This is a genomic window from Mesorhizobium sp. M0833 (genome assembly GCF_040319905.1).
Classification (GTDB): Bacteria; Pseudomonadota; Alphaproteobacteria; order Rhizobiales; family Rhizobiaceae; genus Mesorhizobium.
In genome coordinates this window covers 24,374-41,692 of record NZ_JAMYOQ010000010.1, presented here as the reverse complement: position 1 = coordinate 41,692, position 17,319 = coordinate 24,374, and the positions used below count along the sequence as shown (strand labels likewise).

Below are 17,319 nucleotides of genomic sequence, written 5' to 3'. Positions count from 1 at the left end.
ACGAGCCGGGTCCCGGACCACGGCTTGAGGCCAGGGGACGCCTGCACATCCGGGGTTATTTCTTGATGATGGTTCCGTGGTTCAGATCGAAGGCCTCGGTACCGAAAGCCTGCCTGTAGAAATCCTGCTGCAGTTCGCCCCATTCGCCGAGATAGGCGCCGCAATTGCTGCAATAGATCGGCGTCGAATCCTTCGGATTGTCGGGAATCTCCATCAGGATCGTCCCGCACGCCTTGCAATCGAGCTTGTCATCCAAACGGCGGCCCATCGGCGCATCATGGCGCGTTTTCGGCCGCGCGCCAATTGTTGTTTTCGTACCAAGCCCCGAATGCACGTTTTCCAACCTGCAACGGATCGCAGGCTAGCGGTCCGCCGGATTTCCGAAGGCAGGATCTCGCCGCCTCGAATACGTCCCCACCCGCGGCAGATCGTCTGGAAAGTCGACCCAGGGCAGCCTCATGTCCCAATATGCATGGGCCTGTGGCGGAAATCGTACGGGATGATCGAGGAAGCCGATCGTCAGATAGAGTTCGTCCGGCAGGCCCTGGTCGACATAGCCGATCGATGTCCCGCAATCCGCGCAGAAGGACCGTAGCACGCCGGGGGTTTTCGAGAAGGTTTTCGGTGTGCCGGTGAGCAATGTGAATTCAGAAGGCCGATAGCCGACCCACACCGTTAGCGGGCTTCCTATCGCCTTGCGGCAGTCGTCATCGTGATCGGAGCAAATCCAGAAAGGCTCGCCGCGCATCTCCGCCGTTATGGCGCCGCAAAAACAGGAGCCCGTTTCAATTCGTGGCATTGGTTAACTTCATTGCTGGACCGGCCTTCATTGCTGGCCTGGCATTTCGGTATTTTCCTTGGGGTTCTTCTTGATGCCGGCGGCAGGCGAAGTATCGGCCGGAGCATTGCCACCCTGGTTCTGTTCAGGGGCTCTTTTGAGCGGCGAGGTTTGCCAGCCCATATCGCCGTACAAAAAGCCTATGAGAAAGCCGACGATGATGATGGCCGAAATCACCATCGCAATTAACGCGTTACGTCGCTCCATTTCGCGCGGCTCCTTTCTTCGAGCCGAACAAACGATGGCGGAAATGGTTCCGGCAGGCCTCGACCCGGAATCGGCGGCGGCAGGCTGGCACCACGCCGCGCCCGACCGACAAGCCGCTGGATTGAAAAGGCGGCCGCTGGAACGACAGGAATTCAGCCGGCGCGCGCGAGCTCATCCACGGCATTCAGGATCGCACTCTGGCTCGCCGGTTTCTGCACGATCCTGCAAGTGCGGAACCCGGCCGGAATTTCGCGTTCGCCGTACCCGGAGAGGAAGGCGAACGGAACACCGCGCGTTTGCAACGCTTCCGCGATCGGATAGCTGGTTTCGTCGTTCAACTGGATATCCAACAATGCCGCGTCGATGCCGCCTTCGCCAACGAGCCGAAGTGCCGCCGTCACCGACGACACCGGTCCAACCACCTGATGGCCGGCTTTGCGCAGGTAAACCGCCGCGTCGTCGGCGATCAGCCATTCGTCCTCGACAATCAGCACGCGCATCTGTCCGGTCACGGCGAGCCCTCGCGGGTCAGGGGGAATGCGATTTCCGCCTCCAAACCATTCGAGTGGAAAGTTGTTTCAACCTTTCCGCCCAGTCGGTAACCGATTTCTCCGCGCAGAAGGGTTAGGCCGAAGCCGCTGTCGGTTGGCTGCTTGATGCGCGGGCCGCCCTTCTCACGCCAGACGAGCCTGAAGGTCACGTCCGCCACCGACCACTTAACAACTATCCGCCCGGTTGGCTTCGACAATGCGCCATATTTGGCGGCATTGGTCGCCAGCTCATGAATCGCCATGCCGAACGAAAGCCCTTGTGCGGGCTTGAGGCTTACCCTCTCGCCATCAAGCTTAAACCGTTCAGCCCCGAAGGGGTCGAGTTCCTGGCGCAGCAATTCCTCGACGGAGGCTTCCGTCCAGCTCTCACGCGAGAGCAGACTGTAGGCTCGTGACATTGCATGCAGGCGACCTATCAAGGCGTCGGCGAACTCGTCTTTCGACGCCGAGTATTCACGCGTACGGTTGGTGATGCTGGCGACAACCGCCAGCATGTTCTTGACCCGGTGGTTCAGCTCGGAGATGAGCACCTGCTGACGCTCTTCCGCCTGCGCCAGTGTCGTCACGTCGATCAGTGTCACGACCACGCCCTGGATGCTGCCGCTCTTGTCCCGATAGGGGTTGATGCGAACCAGGTGAGAGCGGTCGTTGTCGTCGCGCGCAAGATGATGGTTCAGGGTCTCTCCCGACTCGAACACAGCCTGGATGTGCCCCTTCAGCTCGGGGTAGTCGAGCCGGCTCGAAAGATCGGTCAGCGGCCGGCCGACATCGGATGGACGCAAGTTGAAGAAGGACGATGCCGCGGGCGTAAAAGTCCGCACCACAAGGTTGCGGTCGAGGAAGATGGTCGCGATTTCTGTGCTTTCGAACAGGTTTTTGAGATCGTTGTTTGCGCGATCGAGCTCCTCTATCTTGCCGGTCAACTCGGCGTTGATGGTGTTGAGCTCTTCGTTGAGCGACTGCATCTCCTCCTTCGAGGCCTCAAGCTCTTCGTTTGTCGACTGCGCCTCTTCATTGACGGAGACGAGCTCCTCGTTCGAAGACTTTACTTCCTCCAGCGCGGTTTCGTATTCCTCGATGGTCGATTGCAGCCGCTCGCGCGTGTCGCGCAACTCCCGTTCGAGTTCAGACGCGCCGTCGGTGCCACCGCTTTTGCTTGCCGGCTCGAAGCGTAGCTGGGCCTGTGCCACCGGATTGAACAGGACGAGGTAGAGGGGCTCGCCGTTGCCGCGCCCGGTGTACGGTTCGACAGTCAGTGTAATGAACTGAAGCGGTCCGTCCTCTTCCTCGACAGCTATGTTCTCCCGCACGACCGTGCGGCGCGTCGTGGCTGCTTCCCGCAACGCGGCGCGCAGCTCAAGTCTCAGCCCACGACGGGCCACGGTCAGCAACTGCCGGCTCGGAGCGCCTTGCGGCGCTTCCAGATATTTGCCCGTCCGCGCCGAATAGTAGACGATGTCGCCATCGCCATTGACCAGCACGTGAGGCGGGGCGAACCGCTCCAGCACCTGAGCCTCGATCGCCTGGCGGAGAGAACGGCCGGCGGCGGCATCCTTCTTCGAGCCGCCGCTTGCGACCGGAAAGGCAGCCGTGCGGCCATTGCCGACCAGGACCGGCGGCCGTGGCGTGGCATGTTCCCGCGCCTGGAATATCCGGTGCTTCTTGTCGACCGTGGCAAACAGGTCGCTGTACTGACCGACGCTTTCCGACGTGCCCAGGAAGAGATAACCGCCCGGCCTCAGCGCGTAATGGAAGATCGGAATGACCCGGTTCTGGATCTGCGGGCCGAAATAGATCAGCAGGTTGCGGCACGAAATCATGTCGATGCGCGAGAAGGGAGGATCGCGGATTACGCTGTGCGGTGAAAAAATGCAGAGTTCCCGCACCTCTGGACCGAGCACATAGCTCTCGCCGTCGCTGTGGAAAAAGCGTTGCCTGCGCTGTGGCGACAGCCCGTGCAGCAACGCTTCGGGATAACGCGCCGCACGCGCCACCGCGAGCGCCGGCTCGACGATGTCGGTCGCGAATATCTGGACGCGCGGCGGCGCCGAAAGCTTGTCAATGCGCTCGCGCATCAGCATGCCGATCGAGAATACTTCCTCGCCGGTGGCGCAGCCGGGCACCCAGACGCGCACCGCATCGGAGGCGCTCTTGCCTTCGAAAATCTGCGGTATGATCTTGTCCTCCAGCAATTTGAACGCTTCGGCGTCGCGAAAAAAGCTGGTGACATTGATGAGCAGGTCGCGAAACAGCTTCACCACCTCGTCGGGATCCCTCTTCAGCCGCTCTATGTAGGTGGTGATCGACTGTAGCTGCGTGATCTGCATGCGCCGCTTTACGCGACGCAGGAACGTCTTGGGCTTGTAGCCGGAAAAGTCGTGACCGGAATGGCTGCGCAAAATGGCGTAGATTTCATCGCGGGCCCGATCCATCTCGGCCTTGTGCTCGTCGTCCGCTTCGACGAGTCCGTTCAGCACATCGAAGCCGCGGGCAAACGCCTGAAGCTTTGCGCCGATCTGCTCGGCGGGCGCCGCGATGTCGATCAGGCCGCTCGAAATCGCACTCTGCGGCATATCTGGATTGCGGGGGCCGTAGCCGTTGGAGGCCTGGGCAATGGTCAGCCCGCCATGCTCCTTGATGGCCCGGGCGCCGAGCGTGCCGTCTGAATCGCCACCCGACAGGATAACGCCGACGGCATACTCGCCCTGGTCCTCGGCCAATGCGCTGAAGAAGATGTCGATCGGCTTGCGTTCGCGGTTGAGCGTGTTCGGCCGGCGCAGCGAAAGCGCGCCGTTACGGATGCTGAGGACGACGTTTTGCGGCATCACATAGACCTGGTCCGGTTGCACCGCCACGCCCTCCTCGGCCACGACGACCGGCATTTCGGTGTAATGTCGGATGACCTCGTGCAGCAGGCTCTCCCGTTCCGGGCTGAGATGCGTGACGACGACAAACGCCATGCCGGTGCCGCCGGTCAGTCCTTTGAACAGGCCCTCCATCGCGGGAATGCCGCCAGCGGATGCGCCGACGCCGACAATAGGAAATCTTCCATTCTGGAACACCATGCCATGCCCCGGTAACAGCCGCGCCCGCGAAACCGCCAAATCGGCCCTCAGACTAGAACCGGGCCGAGCCTCGGGCCAGTAAATAGTCCACGAACGGAACAAAGCACCGCCGGTGGGCATTAACATCCGGTTTTCGTGGCGGTTCCAATGGCAAAACGACCATCTGAGACAAAGCCGGCAAAACAAATCTCGTTACGCTCGCCGGATCTGGCCAAGGTCCCGGTATCCGAAGAAATCCCGCCTCGCCTGCTCGCGCTCGCGGAACGGTTGCAAGAGGCTATGGCCCGCCATTTTGGACAAGTCCGCGCCGACAGCCGTAGATCCCCGTAGCAAGAAGGAACAATGAGGTGCGCGACCTGCAAGGCTTGCATATTCTGATCGTCGAGGACGAATGGATGCTGGCGGGCGATCTTGCACGCTATTTCAGCAAGATGGGCGCCGTGGTGCTTGGCCCCGTGGCGACGGTCGAACAGGCATCGAAACATACGGATGAGGCGGAAGCCGCGATCCTGGACGTCAATCTCAACGGACGACGGGTATTCCCGATCGCGGACGAACTGATGCGCCGCGGCGTGCCATTCGTGTTTTTCAGCGGCGACGAAGACATCATCATTCCGGAGCGGCTTCGCCACGCCAGCAGCCTGAGAAAGTGCTCGGACGGCCAAGCCGTGTTCGATGCTCTTTTCCCACCCGAGACGTCAGCATCGAAAGAGGGCCAGGTGCCGGAGCCGTCCGATGACGTATTTTCGCTTCTGCCGAAGCTCAGGCTCGCGGCACGTCTGCTGCTGGGAGACGTGGACGCTTCCGACCGGCTGGTCGAGCGGACGCTGGAGCAGGCGATCGGCGAGATCGACAGCAGGCGATCCGGCTCCTCCACCGAGGACTGGCTCAACGGCATCATGCGAAACATCGTCAGGGCACGTGGAGCGAACCTGCTGCACTGACGGCGGCAGTTGCCGGCAATTAGACGAGGTCAGCCTTTCCGGCTGCGTTCGACGAATTTGTTGAAGCGGCTGGTTTTGCCGCCGCTGGTCTCTTCCTGGTAGAGGAAGGCCAGTTCGTTCTCATCGAATATCCTGAAGAACTCGTCCCACTCGACGGGGTCGAACGTCTCTTCAGGCTCGCCGAAGTCGATGCGCAGTATGCCGCCCTCGCCCTTGGTGCGCACCACCGCCGGCCGGCCATCGCGATTCTCGGCCCAACGGCGGATTTCATCATGATCGGTGGTCGTCTTCGATTCAGACATTCCAATCTCCCTTCGATTCCACCGCACACCGCGAGATCCCGGTCTGCCTTCGTACAACCAGCAGATGCATTGCTGCCGAGCATATGCGCGCGGTTGGTCGATTATGGCTCCTAACACCAAGCGCGCTTCGATGTTCCCGTGCCCAGCCCAAGGCGGTCGCTTCCGGAGCGCAGCGCTCGGGAACTTTGTTGAAGCAAGGGAACAAACCTTTCGCCCGGAAGTTTGGGGCGGCAAAGCCATTCGTATGAGGAGTTGTCGTGAAACGTATACTGGTCACGGGAGGCTGCGGTTTTATCGGCCGCCACGTCGCCCAGGAACTCGTTGAACATGGCTATGGGGTTTCAATTCTCGATGCGTTGCTGGACCAGGTGCATGGCGGCGAGGCAATCAGCCTGCCGCCAGGCGCCAAGCTGATCAAAGGCGACGTTCGCGATCGCGAGGCCATCGCAGAGGCGGTCGACGATGTCGACGCGATCATTCACCTGGCGGCCGAAGTCGGTGTCGGCCAGTCCATGTACGAGATCGCCCGCTATGTCGGCGCCAACGACCTCGGCACCGCCACGCTGCTGGAAGCGCTGATCAAACGCCCGATCGAACGGATCGTCGTTGCTTCGTCGATGAGCGTCTATGGCGAGGGTCTCTATGCCACGCCGGACGGCCGGCGCATCGATAATGCAAGACGGCAGCCGGACGATATCCGCAGCGGCCAATGGAATCCCTTGTCGCCGGAAGGTGAAGTCCTGTCGCCGCTGCCGACCGACGAGCAGAAGCCGGTCGACCTCGCCTCGATCTACGCACTGACAAAATACGCCCAGGAACGCGCCGTACTGATCTTCGGTGAAGCCTATGGCGTCGACGCGGTGGCACTGCGCCTGTTCAATGTCTTCGGCGCCGGACAGGCGCTCTCGAACCCGTATACCGGCGTCCTGGCGAACTTCGCCTCGCGCATTGCCAATGGCCAGCGGCCGCTGATTTTCGAGGACGGCGAACAGCAGCGCGATTTCGTGCACGTGCGCGACGTTGCCCGCGCCTTCCGGCTGGCGCTGGAACAGCCCCAGGCGCGCAGCCACGTCATCAACATCGGCAGCGGGCGGGCCTACGCAGTCAGCGACGTCGCCCGGCTGCTCGCCGAAGCAATGGGCGTGCCTGGCCGCCAGCCGGAAATCCTCGGCAAGGCACGCTCCGGCGATATCCGCAATTGCTTTGCCGACATATCGAAGGCGCGCGAACTGCTCGGCTTCCAGCCGCAATACCGGCTGGAGCATTCGCTCGGCGATTTCGTCGCATGGGTGCGCAACACCGTCGCCATCGATCGCAGCGCCGAGATGAAGCGGGAACTCGAAGCGCGAGGGCTGGTATCATGAGACCGGATTCACCCGATTTTCGCGAAGCGCCCGTCGCCATTATCGGCGGCAGCGGCTTCATCGGCTCCAACCTCGCCGACAGCCTGTTGTCGGATGGCGAGCCGGTTCTGGTCATCGACAATCTGAGCCGTCCCGGCGTCGAGCAGAATTTGGAATGGCTGACGCAAAAGCACGGCAGCCGTCTCACCACTGAAATCATCGACATCCGCGAATCCGAGGCGCTGATGCCGCTGGTGGCTGGTTCGAAGGCGGTTTTCCACTTTGCCGCGCAGACCGCCGTCACCACGAGCCTGGTTCGGCCGGACGAGGATTTCGACATCAACCTGCGCGGAACGTTCAACGTCCTGGAAGCCGCTCGCCGCAGCGGCAAACGCATCCCCGTCGTTTTCGCCAGCACCAACAAGGTCTATGGGCGGCTCACTGACATTGCGATGCGCGAAGACGACGGCAAATATGCGCCTTGCGACGCCAGCATCCAGGCGCACGGCATTGACGAGACGCGCGGCCTTGATTTCTGCACGCCCTATGGCTGCTCCAAGGGCGCGGCGGACCAGTATGTCCTCGACTACGCCGAGTCATACGATCTGCCGACGGCGGTGCTGCGCATGAGCTGCATCTATGGACCGCGCCAGTTCGGGACGGAGGATCAGGGCTGGGTCGCCCATTTCCTGCTTAGCGCGTTCTCCGACCGGCCGATCACCATCTATGGCGACGGCAAGCAGGTGCGCGACATCCTGCATGTTGCCGACGCGGTCGCGGCCTACCGCGCGGTGCTCGACCGGATCGAGGAAATCAAGGGCCAGGCATTCAATCTCGGCGGCGGACCGGAAAACGCCGTCAGCCTGCGCATGCTACTGAAGGAGATTTGCGACATAACGAAACGGGACGTTTCGATCCGTTACGACCGCGAACGCACCGGCGACCAACCGTTCTTCGTCGCCGACACACGCGCGATCGAGGCGGCGCTGGGATGGAAAGCGCATGTCCCGTGGCGAAACGGCATCCGCGACCTCGCCGACTGGCTGCAGCGTCATCGCGCCGACCCGCATCCCGAACCGGCGAGGTACGTGGCATGAAGGTCGCTCTGGTCAATCCGTCCTGGACCTACCAGGACAGCATCTATTTCGGCTGCCGCCAGCCGCATCTGCCGCTCGAACTCGGCTATTCGAAAGCCTTGCTCGAAGCCGCCGGCCACGAGGTGCTGATGCTGGACGGGCAGATCCAGAAGCTCGACAACGCCGCGCTTGCCGATCGCGTCACCGCTTTCGAGCCTGATATGACCGTCGTCAGCACCGCGCCGACCTACCTTTTCTGGCGCTGCGCACCGCCCGAGTTGCGGGTGCCGGCTGAGTTCCTCAACCATCTTGCCGGGCGCGGCGGCCGCACCGTCGCCGTCGGGCCGCATGGCTCGGCGACGCCAGCGCCGACTTTGCGCAAGCTTGGCGTCGACATTGTCGTGCGCGGCGAATGCGAGGAAGTGGTTGCGGAACTCGCCCGGCGCGACGACTGGAGTGCTGTGCCGTCCACCGCCCATTTTGAGGATGGAGAACTGGTTTCGAACGGCGGCGTGCATGCGAGCTCGTTCATCGATCACCCAGCGCTCGAATGGCCATCGGACTGGATTGCCGCCCATTCGCACCACCATCACCGCTTCGACGACAACCAGGTCGGCTTTGGCGCCGAGGTCGAGGCGTCGCGCGGCTGCCCGTATAATTGCAGCTTCTGCGCCAAGATTGATTTCCGCGACGCCTATCGCCGCCGGAACCACGAAGCGGTGATCGCCGAGATCGACCGGCTGATCGCACAGGGCGTCGGCTACATCTACTTCATCGACGAGATATTCCTGCCGCAAAAGGCATTGCTGGAAGCGCTGGTCGATCGCGATGTGAAGTTCGGCGTGCAGACGCGCATCGACCTCTGGAAACCGGAACTGCTGAAACTGCTCGGCGCAGCCGGCTGCGTCTCGATCGAGGCGGGGCTCGAAAGCCTGACGGTGGAAGGCCGCGCCATGCTGGCAAAACGCTGCCGGCTGGGAACCGAGGAACTGGCTGCGTTGCTGGTCGACGCAAGGCGCCATGTGCCGTTCGTTCAGGCCAATCTCATCGGCGTGGTCGAAGACGATCCCGCGCTGGTCGACTATTGGCGAAAGCACCTGATCGACAACGGCGTTTGGGCCAACGAACCGGTGCCGCTTTATCCCTATCCGAGTTCGCCCAGCTACCGCGAACTTTGGGGCGAGCCGGACGATCTCGCCTGGGAGCGCGCGCATGAACATTACCTCGCATCCTTCCGGACGTTCAGCGACATCCAGGAGAAGCGTCCGCGTCCGCTGGCTGAATTGGAGGCCACATGTTGCGGACACTGAGCCCGCCGCGTCGCATCCTGATGACTGTCGATGCCGTCGGCGGCGTCTGGCGCTATGCGCTCGATCTGGCCAGGCAACTGGTCGCCGGCGGCGATAGCGTCGTGCTTGCCGGGCTTGGTCCGGAACCGTCCAGGCAGCAGGCCGAGGAGGCCCAGTCATTCGCGGCGCTGACCTGGCTCAACACGCCGCCCGACTGGATGACCCGCAACGAGCACGACCTCGACACATTGCAGCAGGAGCTGCTCCCGCTCATCCGTGACTACGCCATCGAAATCGTCCATCTCAACGCGCCGACGCAGGCTGCGGGGCTCGACGTGCCCTGCCCGGTCGTGGCGGTGTCGCATTCCTGCGTGGTGACATGGTTCCACGCCGTCAAAGGACAGGCGGCGGACGGCGATTGGGCCTGGCAGAAGGACCGCAACCGGCGCGGTCTCGACGACGCAGGCATGGTCGTTGCACCCAGCCGCAGCCATGCCGACATGCTGGAAACCTGCTACGGGCCGATCGCCCGCCTGAGCGTCGTCGGCAACGGTGCACGGCCCGGACCGAAGAGCGAAAGGCGGGAATCGGTCGTTTTCGCCGCTGCGCGCTGGTGGGACGAAGGAAAGAATGCGGCGGTGCTGGACCGGGCCGCCTCCCTGACGCAATGGCCGATCTTCGTCGCCGGCTCGCTGCAAGGGCCGGACGGCCAGCATGTTGGCTTCAGCCACGCCGTTCCCGTCGGGCCGGTACCGCATGAGGAAGTGCGCCTGCTGATGGCGCGGGCCGGCATTTTTGTATCGCCGTCGCTTTACGAACCGTTCGGCCTGACCACGCTGGAAGCCGCGATGTCGAAGACGCCTTTGGTGCTCGCCGATATTTCGACCTATCGCGAACTGTGGGACGGCGCGGCCATGTTCTACGACGCGCGCGATCCGGGCGATCTCGCCAGATGCATCAGCAGCCTTTGCAGCGACGCGCAGCGCCGGCGAGAACTCGGTGAGGCGGCGGCCCGCCGAAGCCGCAGATTTTCATTGGCAAGACAGGCGACCGCTATGCGCGGCGTCTACGACAAGGCGGCCCTGGCCACCATGGCGGATAGTTGATTATGCGGTTTTTGTTCTACACCCATTCGATCGTTTCCGACTGGAACCACGGCAACGCACATTTCCTGCGCGGCATCATGCGTGAGCTGGTCGCGCGCGGGCACCAGGCTATCGCGCTGGAGCCCGCCGACGGCTGGAGCCGGTCGAACCTGCTGGCCGAGAAAGGATCCTTCGCGATCGAACGATTCCGGAAGGACTTTCCCGAGTTGATGCCCGTCACCTATGACGCCGCCTTCGACCACGAAGCCTGGATCTCCGATGCCGATGTGGTGATCGTGCATGAGTGGACCGAGCCGGATCTTGTCGCGCGGCTGGGCAGGGCGAAAGCGAATGGCGGGCGTTTCACGCTGCTGTTCCACGACACGCACCATCGCGCCATATCGGCCACGCAAGCGATCTCCTCCTTGCGGCTTGAACATTATGACGGCGTGCTCGCCTTCGGCGAGGCGCTGCGGGAAAGCTATCTCCGTGCCGGATGGGGCAAGCGGGTCTTCACCTGGCACGAGGCTGCCGATGACCACCTGTTCCAGCCGCATCCTGAAATCGAGCGTAGTTCCGACCTTATCTGGATCGGCAATTGGGGCGACGACGAGCGCAGCGCCGAAATCAGGGAGTTCCTGGTCGGCCCGGTGCGTGACCTTGGCCTGAGCGGAACCGTCCACGGCGTTCGCTATCCGCGGGAGGCGCTCGCCGACCTTGCGGCCGCCGGCCTGCGCTACGAAGGCTGGATAGCCAATGCCGACGTGCCGAAGGCATTCGCGGCGAACCGCATCACGGTTCACATCCCGCGGCGTCCATACCGCGAAAGCCTGCCCGGCATCCCGACCATCCGCATGTTCGAGGCGCTCGCCTGCGGCATTCCGCTCGTTTCGGCGCCCTGGTCCGATGTCGAACGCTTGTTCAGGCCCGGCACCGATTTCCTGTTTGCAAATAATGGCTTCGAGATGCGGCGTCATCTTCGCGCCGTGCTGCACGATGCGGATCTCGCCGCTTCTCTGGCGACCTCGGGCCTCGAGACCATCCGCCTGCGGCACACATGCCGGCACCGGGCGGATGAACTGTTCGGCGTGCTCGCCGAATGCGGGCACCGCCAAGCCGCCGACACGATCCTTGCAAAGGAGGCCGCCGAATGAAGATCGCATTCTACGGATCGAGCCTGCTCTCGTCCTATTGGAACGGCGCGGCAACCTATTACCGCGGATTGCTCAAGGCCCTGGCAAGGCTCGGCTATGACATCACCTTCTACGAGCCGGACGTCTACGATCGCCAGAAAAACCGCGACATCGAGGCGCCGGACTGGTGTGCCGTGGTCGTCTACGAGGCCACCCCGCATGCCATGATGCAGGTGGCCGCGCGGGCGGCGGAGGCAGATATCGTCGTCAAGGCAAGCGGCGTCGGTTTCGCCGACGACGCGCTGTTGCGGGCGGTGCTCGATCACGCCCGTACCGATGCGCTGACCGTATTCTGGGATGTCGATGCGCCGGCGACGCTCGGCCAGTTGCGCGACGAGCCCGACCATCCGCTGCATCGCGCGCTGCAGGAAATCGACCTCGTGCTGACCTATGGCGGCGGCGACCCGGTGGTCTGGGCCTATCGGGCCATGGGGGCGGCCGAATGCGTGCCGATCTATAATGCGCTCGATCCGGAAACGCATCATCCGGTCGGCAAGGATATGCGTTTTGCCTGCGATCTCGCCTTCCTCGGCAACCGGCTGCCGGACCGCGAGGCGCGCGTCGAGGCCTTCTTCCTCGACCCGGCCGGCCGCTCGGCCGATCAGCGCTTCCTGCTCGGCGGGTCTGGCTGGGGCGACAAGCAGATGCCCGCCAATGTCCGATGGCTGGGCCATGTCGGCACGCGTGACCACAATGCACTGAACGTCACGGCCAAGGCGGTGCTCAACATCAGCCGCGACAGCATGGCGGCCAATGGCTTCTCACCTGCGACGCGCGTGTTCGAGGCAGCCGGCGCCGGCGCATGCCTCATCACCGACGCCTGGCTCGGTGTGGACCTGTTCCTGAAACCCGGCGAGGAAATCCTGGTCGCGCGCGATGGCGAGGATGTCGCCGAGATCATGCAAAGCCTTAGCGCCGAACGGGCCAAGGCGATCGGGGCATCCGCGCTTCGGCGGGTACTTGGCGAACATACCTATACGACACGGGCCGTTTTGGCCGACGCCATTTTCAGGCGACATTTCGAGCGTCCGACCGTGGAGGCGGCCGAATGACGAAGCCGCTCGACATCGTCTTTCTTGGCCTGTCGCTCTCCTCGTCCTGGGGAAACGGCCACGCCACCACCTTTCGGGGGCTGCTTAAAGGTCTCCACGAACTCGGTCACCGCGTCACCTTTCTCGAACGCGACGTGCCGTGGTACGCAAGTCACCGGGATCTGCGCGATCCCGATTTCTGCGCGTTGCGCTACTATGAAACGACCGATGATCTTCGCCGCAATTTTGCGCGCTGCCTGCGCGATGCCGATATCGTGGTCGTCGGCTCCTTCGTTCCCGAAGGTCCTGAAATCATCGACGTCGTGGCATCACTGTGCACAGGTCAGTTCTGCTTCTACGACATCGACACGCCGGTCACGCTGGCAAAGCTTTCAAGCGATGATTGCGAGTATATTGCCAGGCGGCAGGTCCCGTATTTCGATGTCTACTTCTCCTTCACCGGCGGGCCGACGCTTGCCCGTCTGACGGAGGAATTCGGCGCGAGGCGGGCCGAGCCGCTCTACTGCTCAGTCGACCCGGAACGGCATCACGGAACCGGTGACCCAATCCGCTGGGATCTCGGCTATCTCGGCACGTACAGCCCCGACCGCCAGGCGGCGCTGGAGGCCCTGCTGTTCGAACCGGCGCGTCGCATGCCACAGCGTCGCTTCGTCGTTGCCGGCTCGCAATATCCGCGCGAAATCGCCTGGCCGGACAATGTCGATCGCATCGAACACCTGCCGCCGGCAGATCATGCCGCCTTTTACAGCCGCCAACGCTACACGTTGAACGTCACGCGCAGTTCCATGATCGCGGCCGGATGGTCGCCCAGCGTGCGACTCTTCGAGGCAGCCGCCTGCGGCACGGCGATCATCAGCGATTGCTGGGCCGGACTGGACAGCCTGTTTCCAGGGCGGACGATCCACACGGCGCGCAGGACCGAGGACGTGATCGGTATCCTGTCTGGAGAATCAGACGGCGCCCGGCTTGCCATGGCCAAGCAGGCGCGCGGGCTCATCCTGGCAGCTCACACAAGCATCGCAAGAGCCCGCGAATTCGTTGCGCTGCTGGCGCAGGCCAAATCGCCACGTTCTGTTCTCGATCTGGACGTCGAGAGCGCAGCATGACCCGCAGACGGGAGAAGATAGAGATGCAGCTATCAAGAAAGGCGCAACGGACCAAGACCGTGCTTGTCGCCGGCGGCGCCGGCTTCCTCGGTTCGCATCTTTGCGAGACAATGCTCCAGGCCGGCTGGCGCGTGATCTGCGTCGACAATTTCCTTACCGGCCGCATGGAGAACATAGCATCGATCGCCGATCGTCCGGATTTTCGGCTGATCAAGCAAGACATTTGCCGGCCGTTGGAGCTTGGCGAACCGGTGGATCGCATCTTCAACATGGCATGCGCGGCCTCGCCGCCGCGTTACCAGGCCGACCCGGTCCACACGACGCGGACTTGTGTCATCGGGACGCTCAATCTGCTGGAGCTCGCCGCCCGTGATGGCGCCCGCTTCCTGCAGGCGTCCACCAGCGAAATTTATGGCGATCCCGAACAGCATCCGCAGAAGGAAGACTATGTCGGCCACGTGAACTGCATCGGCCCCCGCGCCTGCTATGATGAAGGCAAGCGCACCGCCGAAACCTTATGCTTCGATTATTTGAGAATGGGAAAAGCCGATATCCGTGTCGCGCGCATCTTCAACACCTATGGCCCCAGGATGGACCCTGCGGACGGACGGATCGTTTCCAATCTGATCATGCAGGCACTCGAGAGACGACCGCTGACGATATTCGGCGACGGGCTGCAGACCAGGTCGTTCTGCTACGTTTCCGATCTGGTCGACGGCTTGATCCGGTTGATGGAGGTCGATCCCAATCCACGCCAGCCAGTCAATCTGGGCAATCCGGGGGAGTTCACCATCCTGCAACTGGCGAGCCTGGTGAGAGGCATGACCGCAACCAAATCGGGCCTGAAATTCCTGCCGCTGCCGCAAGACGATCCTCGTCGTCGGCAACCCGACATTTCCCGCGCAAAGAAGCTTCTCGGCTGGTCGCCAAAAGTGCCGCTCAGGCAAGGTTTGATGCGCACGATCGGCTATTTTGCCGAGCTTGAGACGGCGCAGATGATCGACAGAAGACGTCAAATTGCCGCCACCGTGCGTTCTGCCTCAGGCCGGCTGCAAAACCTGCCGGCCTGAGGCGGGGAGCGTCTGGCCGCTGCATGATCGCGCGGTCGTTTCGGATTTGGTCACTTTTTCTCGTCGCGGGAACAACCCGTCCAGCTTCTGGTTCTGCCAAGGTACCGGCATGGAGACGACTGTGCATCCGAAGCGATCCGCCAAAGACATCGAGCAAATGGCCGCAAAGGAGACGGCTGCCTTCCTGCGGCGCGCCTCCATCACCTATCTGGAATGTTGCGTGAGCCTGATGATGACGCATCTTCAGCGCGAGGAAGTAGTCGCCATCCTCGAAAAGGAAGCGGATATGCTTCGCCGGCTGGATTGATCGTGGTCGAAGGGCCGCAGTTCCCCTTGGTTCTCCAGGAAACGAAGCAACATCGAGGTATAACGTCTTGCCGCGGCCGCCAGCCGGATCTGTTCCCGATCATCGCCAGATCGTGCAGCCATGTTCCACAAGCCAAGCTGGAACGCAAGATAGCAGGGCTCATAGTAGTGGACCAGATTGGCATCGACGGGACGAGAGGCTCTCGCTTCCACGGCCTTGCAAAGCGCCCCAGTCGCCGGGTCGGAGAGGCTGTACTCGACACGGGCGCCGGCAATGTCCCAGGCGATGTCCTGGCAGCCGATCAGATCGTGCGATCGGCAATGATCGAGGGCGTCCGTCTTGATCAGCGTTCCACTGCGCGAAAGGATGAACTCCCACGGATGAAGCCGCCCGTCGATCTCGACCCGCTGCATGGTCTTGGCTGGAGCCTGTCTCGAGAACCAGGTCTGCAGCTCCGCCGCGCGGCGTTCGCCCAGCGCTTCACTTGTATTCCGCACGGCCATGTCCGCAAGCGCCTCCAGCGAGGCGCCTGGCTCCGAGGCGGGCAGATTGGCTGCGCGCCAGGCGAGATAGCGCGCCAGGTGAGCGACCAATTTTTCTTTCGAAAGCGTTGCCCGGTCCAGCGTTGTGCCGTCGATCCAGCGTTCGACCAGAAAGCCATGGCACAGCCCGGCGACTTCCGGGCCAAAGCCTGCGTCGTGCAGCCTCCTAGCGGTCTCGGCCTTGTGCATTCCGATTTCACCGAGGCCGACGAATTTGACCGACCATTTTTCCCGGCCGGCGGAAGCGAGGAACTTCCGCCGCTCGAAGCCGCGATGAACGGGCGGCCACTGATCCTGCGAGCCATAATGCAAGCGACGCCACTCTCCGGCGGACATTTCCATCAGGCTGACCGCTGTGCGGCCGATCATTCTAGCCACCCAATCCCGCAGCGCCGGCAGAGCGGATCCAGCGGGGAAAGTCCGTTCGAAATCCGCGGTGTGTTTTTGGCACACCGTCCATGCCTCACGGATGTCCGCCGATGTCTCGGGGCCCGGGCCACCCAAATGACTTGGGAACAGATGGATGCGCCTGGCATCGATGCCCAGCGCTTGTAGCCATGCGACGACGGCATGGAACGAGCTGCCGGACAGACCCGGGCCCTCATCGACGATGGCAAAGCGGGCCGACGGCTTCGCCATCCAGCCCCTGATCAGCTCCGGATCGGCGGCAAGCCGCCTGCGAAACGGGTGGCCGGTCGGACGGACGCTGACGGGTGCTGGCGCGCCGATGGCTGCAGCCACCATCGCTGCAAGCCCCAGGCCGATGCTGCGGATGCCGATCACGCATGTGTTCGCATCGAGACCCGACTGCCGCGCGGCGACGAAATAGCTCTCCGGATAAAGCCCGTAATGAGCGTAGCCCTCAGCAGCGCCGGTCAGAATGTCGGCATCGCATTCGAGTTCGGCCAACATTCGCGGCACTTCGGCATCGACCGGGCCGGCGACGGCGAATCCGGCCCTCCACGATCTGCCCACGTCCCGGGCCAAGCCGACCAGGAGATTTGCGCCCGCGATCCTTTGTGGGGAATTCCTGTCCATGCCCTTGGCCTCGAATTCCGCGTCGGCAAGGCCCTGGACCAATTCCGAGACTTTGATGAACAGGCCGACCAGGGCTGCGTGCCGTCCGATCCCGCTTGGCATGTCCGCAATGTGCCCGGCCGCGTCGCAAGCCGAGGCGCGAACATATCGTGCGCTCTCAGTTTGCTTGTGGTCGCCATAGACGATCATTGTCTCGTCCCGGTTGGCCTCACCCCCCGGCTGCACAACTCCGCGGGCGCTACTTTGATCCACCGTCGGTTGCACGATTTTTACAGCCGGCAAGGAACAATCCGGGAGGAAGGCGGTTTGGC

16 protein-coding genes are annotated in these 17,319 nt (G+C 62.8%); 9 read left to right on the top strand and 7 right to left on the bottom strand.

The features are described 5' to 3' along the window. Window positions 1-55 precede the first annotated feature (55 nt). The 5 genes from NKH98_RS13580 to NKH98_RS13560 form a co-directional block, all read right to left on the bottom strand. Window positions 56-268: a hypothetical protein gene (locus tag NKH98_RS13580; RefSeq protein WP_254818789.1), complete on the bottom strand. Its 213-nt coding sequence runs from the start codon at window positions 266-268 to the stop codon at window positions 56-58. Window positions 269-361: 93 nt separating this feature from the next. Continuing rightward, window positions 362-799, bottom strand: a complete 438-nt coding sequence (locus NKH98_RS13575; protein WP_352899097.1) for a GFA family protein — start codon at window positions 797-799, stop codon at window positions 362-364. Between the two features lie 27 nt (window positions 800-826). Continuing rightward, window positions 827-1,045 (bottom strand): hypothetical protein, encoded by a 219-nt coding sequence (locus tag NKH98_RS13570; protein ID WP_254818791.1) that lies wholly within the window; start codon window positions 1,043-1,045, stop codon window positions 827-829. Window positions 1,046-1,197: 152 nt separating this feature from the next. After that, window positions 1,198-1,557 (bottom strand): response regulator, encoded by a 360-nt coding sequence (locus tag NKH98_RS13565; protein WP_352899095.1) that lies wholly within the window; start codon window positions 1,555-1,557, stop codon window positions 1,198-1,200. Then, window positions 1,554-4,661, bottom strand: coding sequence for a CheR family methyltransferase (locus NKH98_RS13560; protein WP_352899093.1), 3,108 nt, complete (start codon window positions 4,659-4,661; stop codon window positions 1,554-1,556). Before NKH98_RS13560 ends, NKH98_RS13565 begins: the two co-directional genes overlap by 4 nt. A gap of 347 nt (window positions 4,662-5,008) precedes the next feature. Here NKH98_RS13560 and NKH98_RS13555 point away from each other — a divergent pair, with 347 nt between their 5' ends. Continuing rightward, window positions 5,009-5,605 carry a response regulator gene (locus NKH98_RS13555; protein ID WP_352899091.1) on the top strand — a complete coding sequence of 199 codons (597 nt, stop codon included), beginning with the start codon at window positions 5,009-5,011 and terminating at the stop codon, window positions 5,603-5,605. 29 nt (window positions 5,606-5,634) lie between these two features. Here the strand turns inward: NKH98_RS13555 and NKH98_RS13550 are convergent, their stop codons facing one another. Beyond that, entirely contained in the window at window positions 5,635-5,907 is a 273-nt protein-coding gene (locus NKH98_RS13550) for a hypothetical protein (RefSeq protein WP_254818795.1), read from the bottom strand. 257 nt (window positions 5,908-6,164) lie between these two features. On the opposite strand from NKH98_RS13550, the gene NKH98_RS13545 reads away from it, so the two are divergent. From NKH98_RS13545 to NKH98_RS13510, 8 genes are read left to right on the top strand one after another with little or no spacing between them, the layout of a single operon-like run. Then, window positions 6,165-7,271, top strand: a complete 1,107-nt coding sequence (locus NKH98_RS13545) for an NAD-dependent epimerase/dehydratase family protein (RefSeq protein WP_352899089.1) — start codon at window positions 6,165-6,167, stop codon at window positions 7,269-7,271. Then, window positions 7,268-8,347 carry an NAD-dependent epimerase/dehydratase family protein gene (locus NKH98_RS13540; RefSeq protein WP_352899087.1) on the top strand — a complete coding sequence of 360 codons (1,080 nt, stop codon included), beginning with the start codon at window positions 7,268-7,270 and terminating at the stop codon, window positions 8,345-8,347. The genes NKH98_RS13545 and NKH98_RS13540 overlap by 4 nt, the downstream gene beginning before the upstream one ends. Continuing rightward, window positions 8,344-9,636 carry a TIGR04295 family B12-binding domain-containing radical SAM protein gene (locus tag NKH98_RS13535; RefSeq protein WP_352899085.1) on the top strand — a complete coding sequence of 431 codons (1,293 nt, stop codon included), beginning with the start codon at window positions 8,344-8,346 and terminating at the stop codon, window positions 9,634-9,636. The genes NKH98_RS13540 and NKH98_RS13535 overlap by 4 nt, the downstream gene beginning before the upstream one ends. Then, window positions 9,621-10,721: a glycosyltransferase family 4 protein gene (locus tag NKH98_RS13530; protein WP_352899083.1), complete on the top strand. Its 1,101-nt coding sequence runs from the start codon at window positions 9,621-9,623 to the stop codon at window positions 10,719-10,721. The genes NKH98_RS13535 and NKH98_RS13530 overlap by 16 nt, the downstream gene beginning before the upstream one ends. Before the next feature lie 2 nt (window positions 10,722-10,723). Then, window positions 10,724-11,854 carry a CgeB family protein gene (locus tag NKH98_RS13525; RefSeq protein ID WP_352899081.1) on the top strand — a complete coding sequence of 377 codons (1,131 nt, stop codon included), beginning with the start codon at window positions 10,724-10,726 and terminating at the stop codon, window positions 11,852-11,854. Beyond that, window positions 11,851-12,945 carry a CgeB family protein gene (locus tag NKH98_RS13520; protein WP_352899079.1) on the top strand — a complete coding sequence of 365 codons (1,095 nt, stop codon included), beginning with the start codon at window positions 11,851-11,853 and terminating at the stop codon, window positions 12,943-12,945. The genes NKH98_RS13525 and NKH98_RS13520 overlap by 4 nt, the downstream gene beginning before the upstream one ends. Continuing rightward, window positions 12,942-14,051, top strand: a complete 1,110-nt coding sequence (locus NKH98_RS13515) for a CgeB family protein (protein ID WP_352899077.1) — start codon at window positions 12,942-12,944, stop codon at window positions 14,049-14,051. The genes NKH98_RS13520 and NKH98_RS13515 overlap by 4 nt, the downstream gene beginning before the upstream one ends. A 23-nt stretch (window positions 14,052-14,074) precedes the next feature. Continuing rightward, complete coding sequence (locus tag NKH98_RS13510; RefSeq protein ID WP_352645240.1) at window positions 14,075-15,121, top strand: UDP-glucuronic acid decarboxylase family protein; 1,047 nt, start codon at window positions 14,075-14,077, stop codon at window positions 15,119-15,121. 243 nt (window positions 15,122-15,364) lie between these two features. On the opposite strand, the gene NKH98_RS13505 is transcribed toward NKH98_RS13510, so the two are convergent. Next, complete coding sequence (locus tag NKH98_RS13505) at window positions 15,365-17,197, bottom strand: hypothetical protein (protein WP_352899074.1); 1,833 nt, start codon at window positions 17,195-17,197, stop codon at window positions 15,365-15,367. Window positions 17,198-17,319: the final 122 nt, after the last annotated feature.

Excerpts from the sequence above, each read along its gene's own strand:
- NKH98_RS13540 (WP_352899087.1), top strand. The coding sequence starts at position 7,268 with ATGAGACCGGATTCACCCGATTTTCGCGAAGCGCCCGTCGCCATTATC.
- NKH98_RS13510 (WP_352645240.1), top strand. The coding sequence starts at position 14,075 with ATGCAGCTATCAAGAAAGGCGCAACGGACCAAGACCGTGCTTGTCGCC.
- NKH98_RS13515 (WP_352899077.1), top strand. The coding sequence starts at position 12,942 with ATGACGAAGCCGCTCGACATCGTCTTTCTTGGCCTGTCGCTCTCCTCG.
- NKH98_RS13520 (WP_352899079.1), top strand. The coding sequence starts at position 11,851 with ATGAAGATCGCATTCTACGGATCGAGCCTGCTCTCGTCCTATTGGAAC.
- NKH98_RS13560 (WP_352899093.1), bottom strand. The coding sequence starts at position 4,661 with ATGGTGTTCCAGAATGGAAGATTTCCTATTGTCGGCGTCGGCGCATCC.
- NKH98_RS13570 (WP_254818791.1), bottom strand. The coding sequence starts at position 1,045 with ATGGAGCGACGTAACGCGTTAATTGCGATGGTGATTTCGGCCATCATC.
- NKH98_RS13530 (WP_352899083.1), top strand. The coding sequence starts at position 9,621 with ATGTTGCGGACACTGAGCCCGCCGCGTCGCATCCTGATGACTGTCGAT.
- NKH98_RS13580 (WP_254818789.1), bottom strand. The coding sequence starts at position 268 with ATGGGCCGCCGTTTGGATGACAAGCTCGATTGCAAGGCGTGCGGGACG.
- NKH98_RS13525 (WP_352899081.1), top strand. The coding sequence starts at position 10,724 with ATGCGGTTTTTGTTCTACACCCATTCGATCGTTTCCGACTGGAACCAC.
- NKH98_RS13535 (WP_352899085.1), top strand. The coding sequence starts at position 8,344 with ATGAAGGTCGCTCTGGTCAATCCGTCCTGGACCTACCAGGACAGCATC.
- NKH98_RS13575 (WP_352899097.1), bottom strand. The coding sequence starts at position 799 with ATGCCACGAATTGAAACGGGCTCCTGTTTTTGCGGCGCCATAACGGCG.
- NKH98_RS13550 (WP_254818795.1), bottom strand. The coding sequence starts at position 5,907 with ATGTCTGAATCGAAGACGACCACCGATCATGATGAAATCCGCCGTTGG.
- NKH98_RS13505 (WP_352899074.1), bottom strand. The coding sequence starts at position 17,197 with ATGATCGTCTATGGCGACCACAAGCAAACTGAGAGCGCACGATATGTT.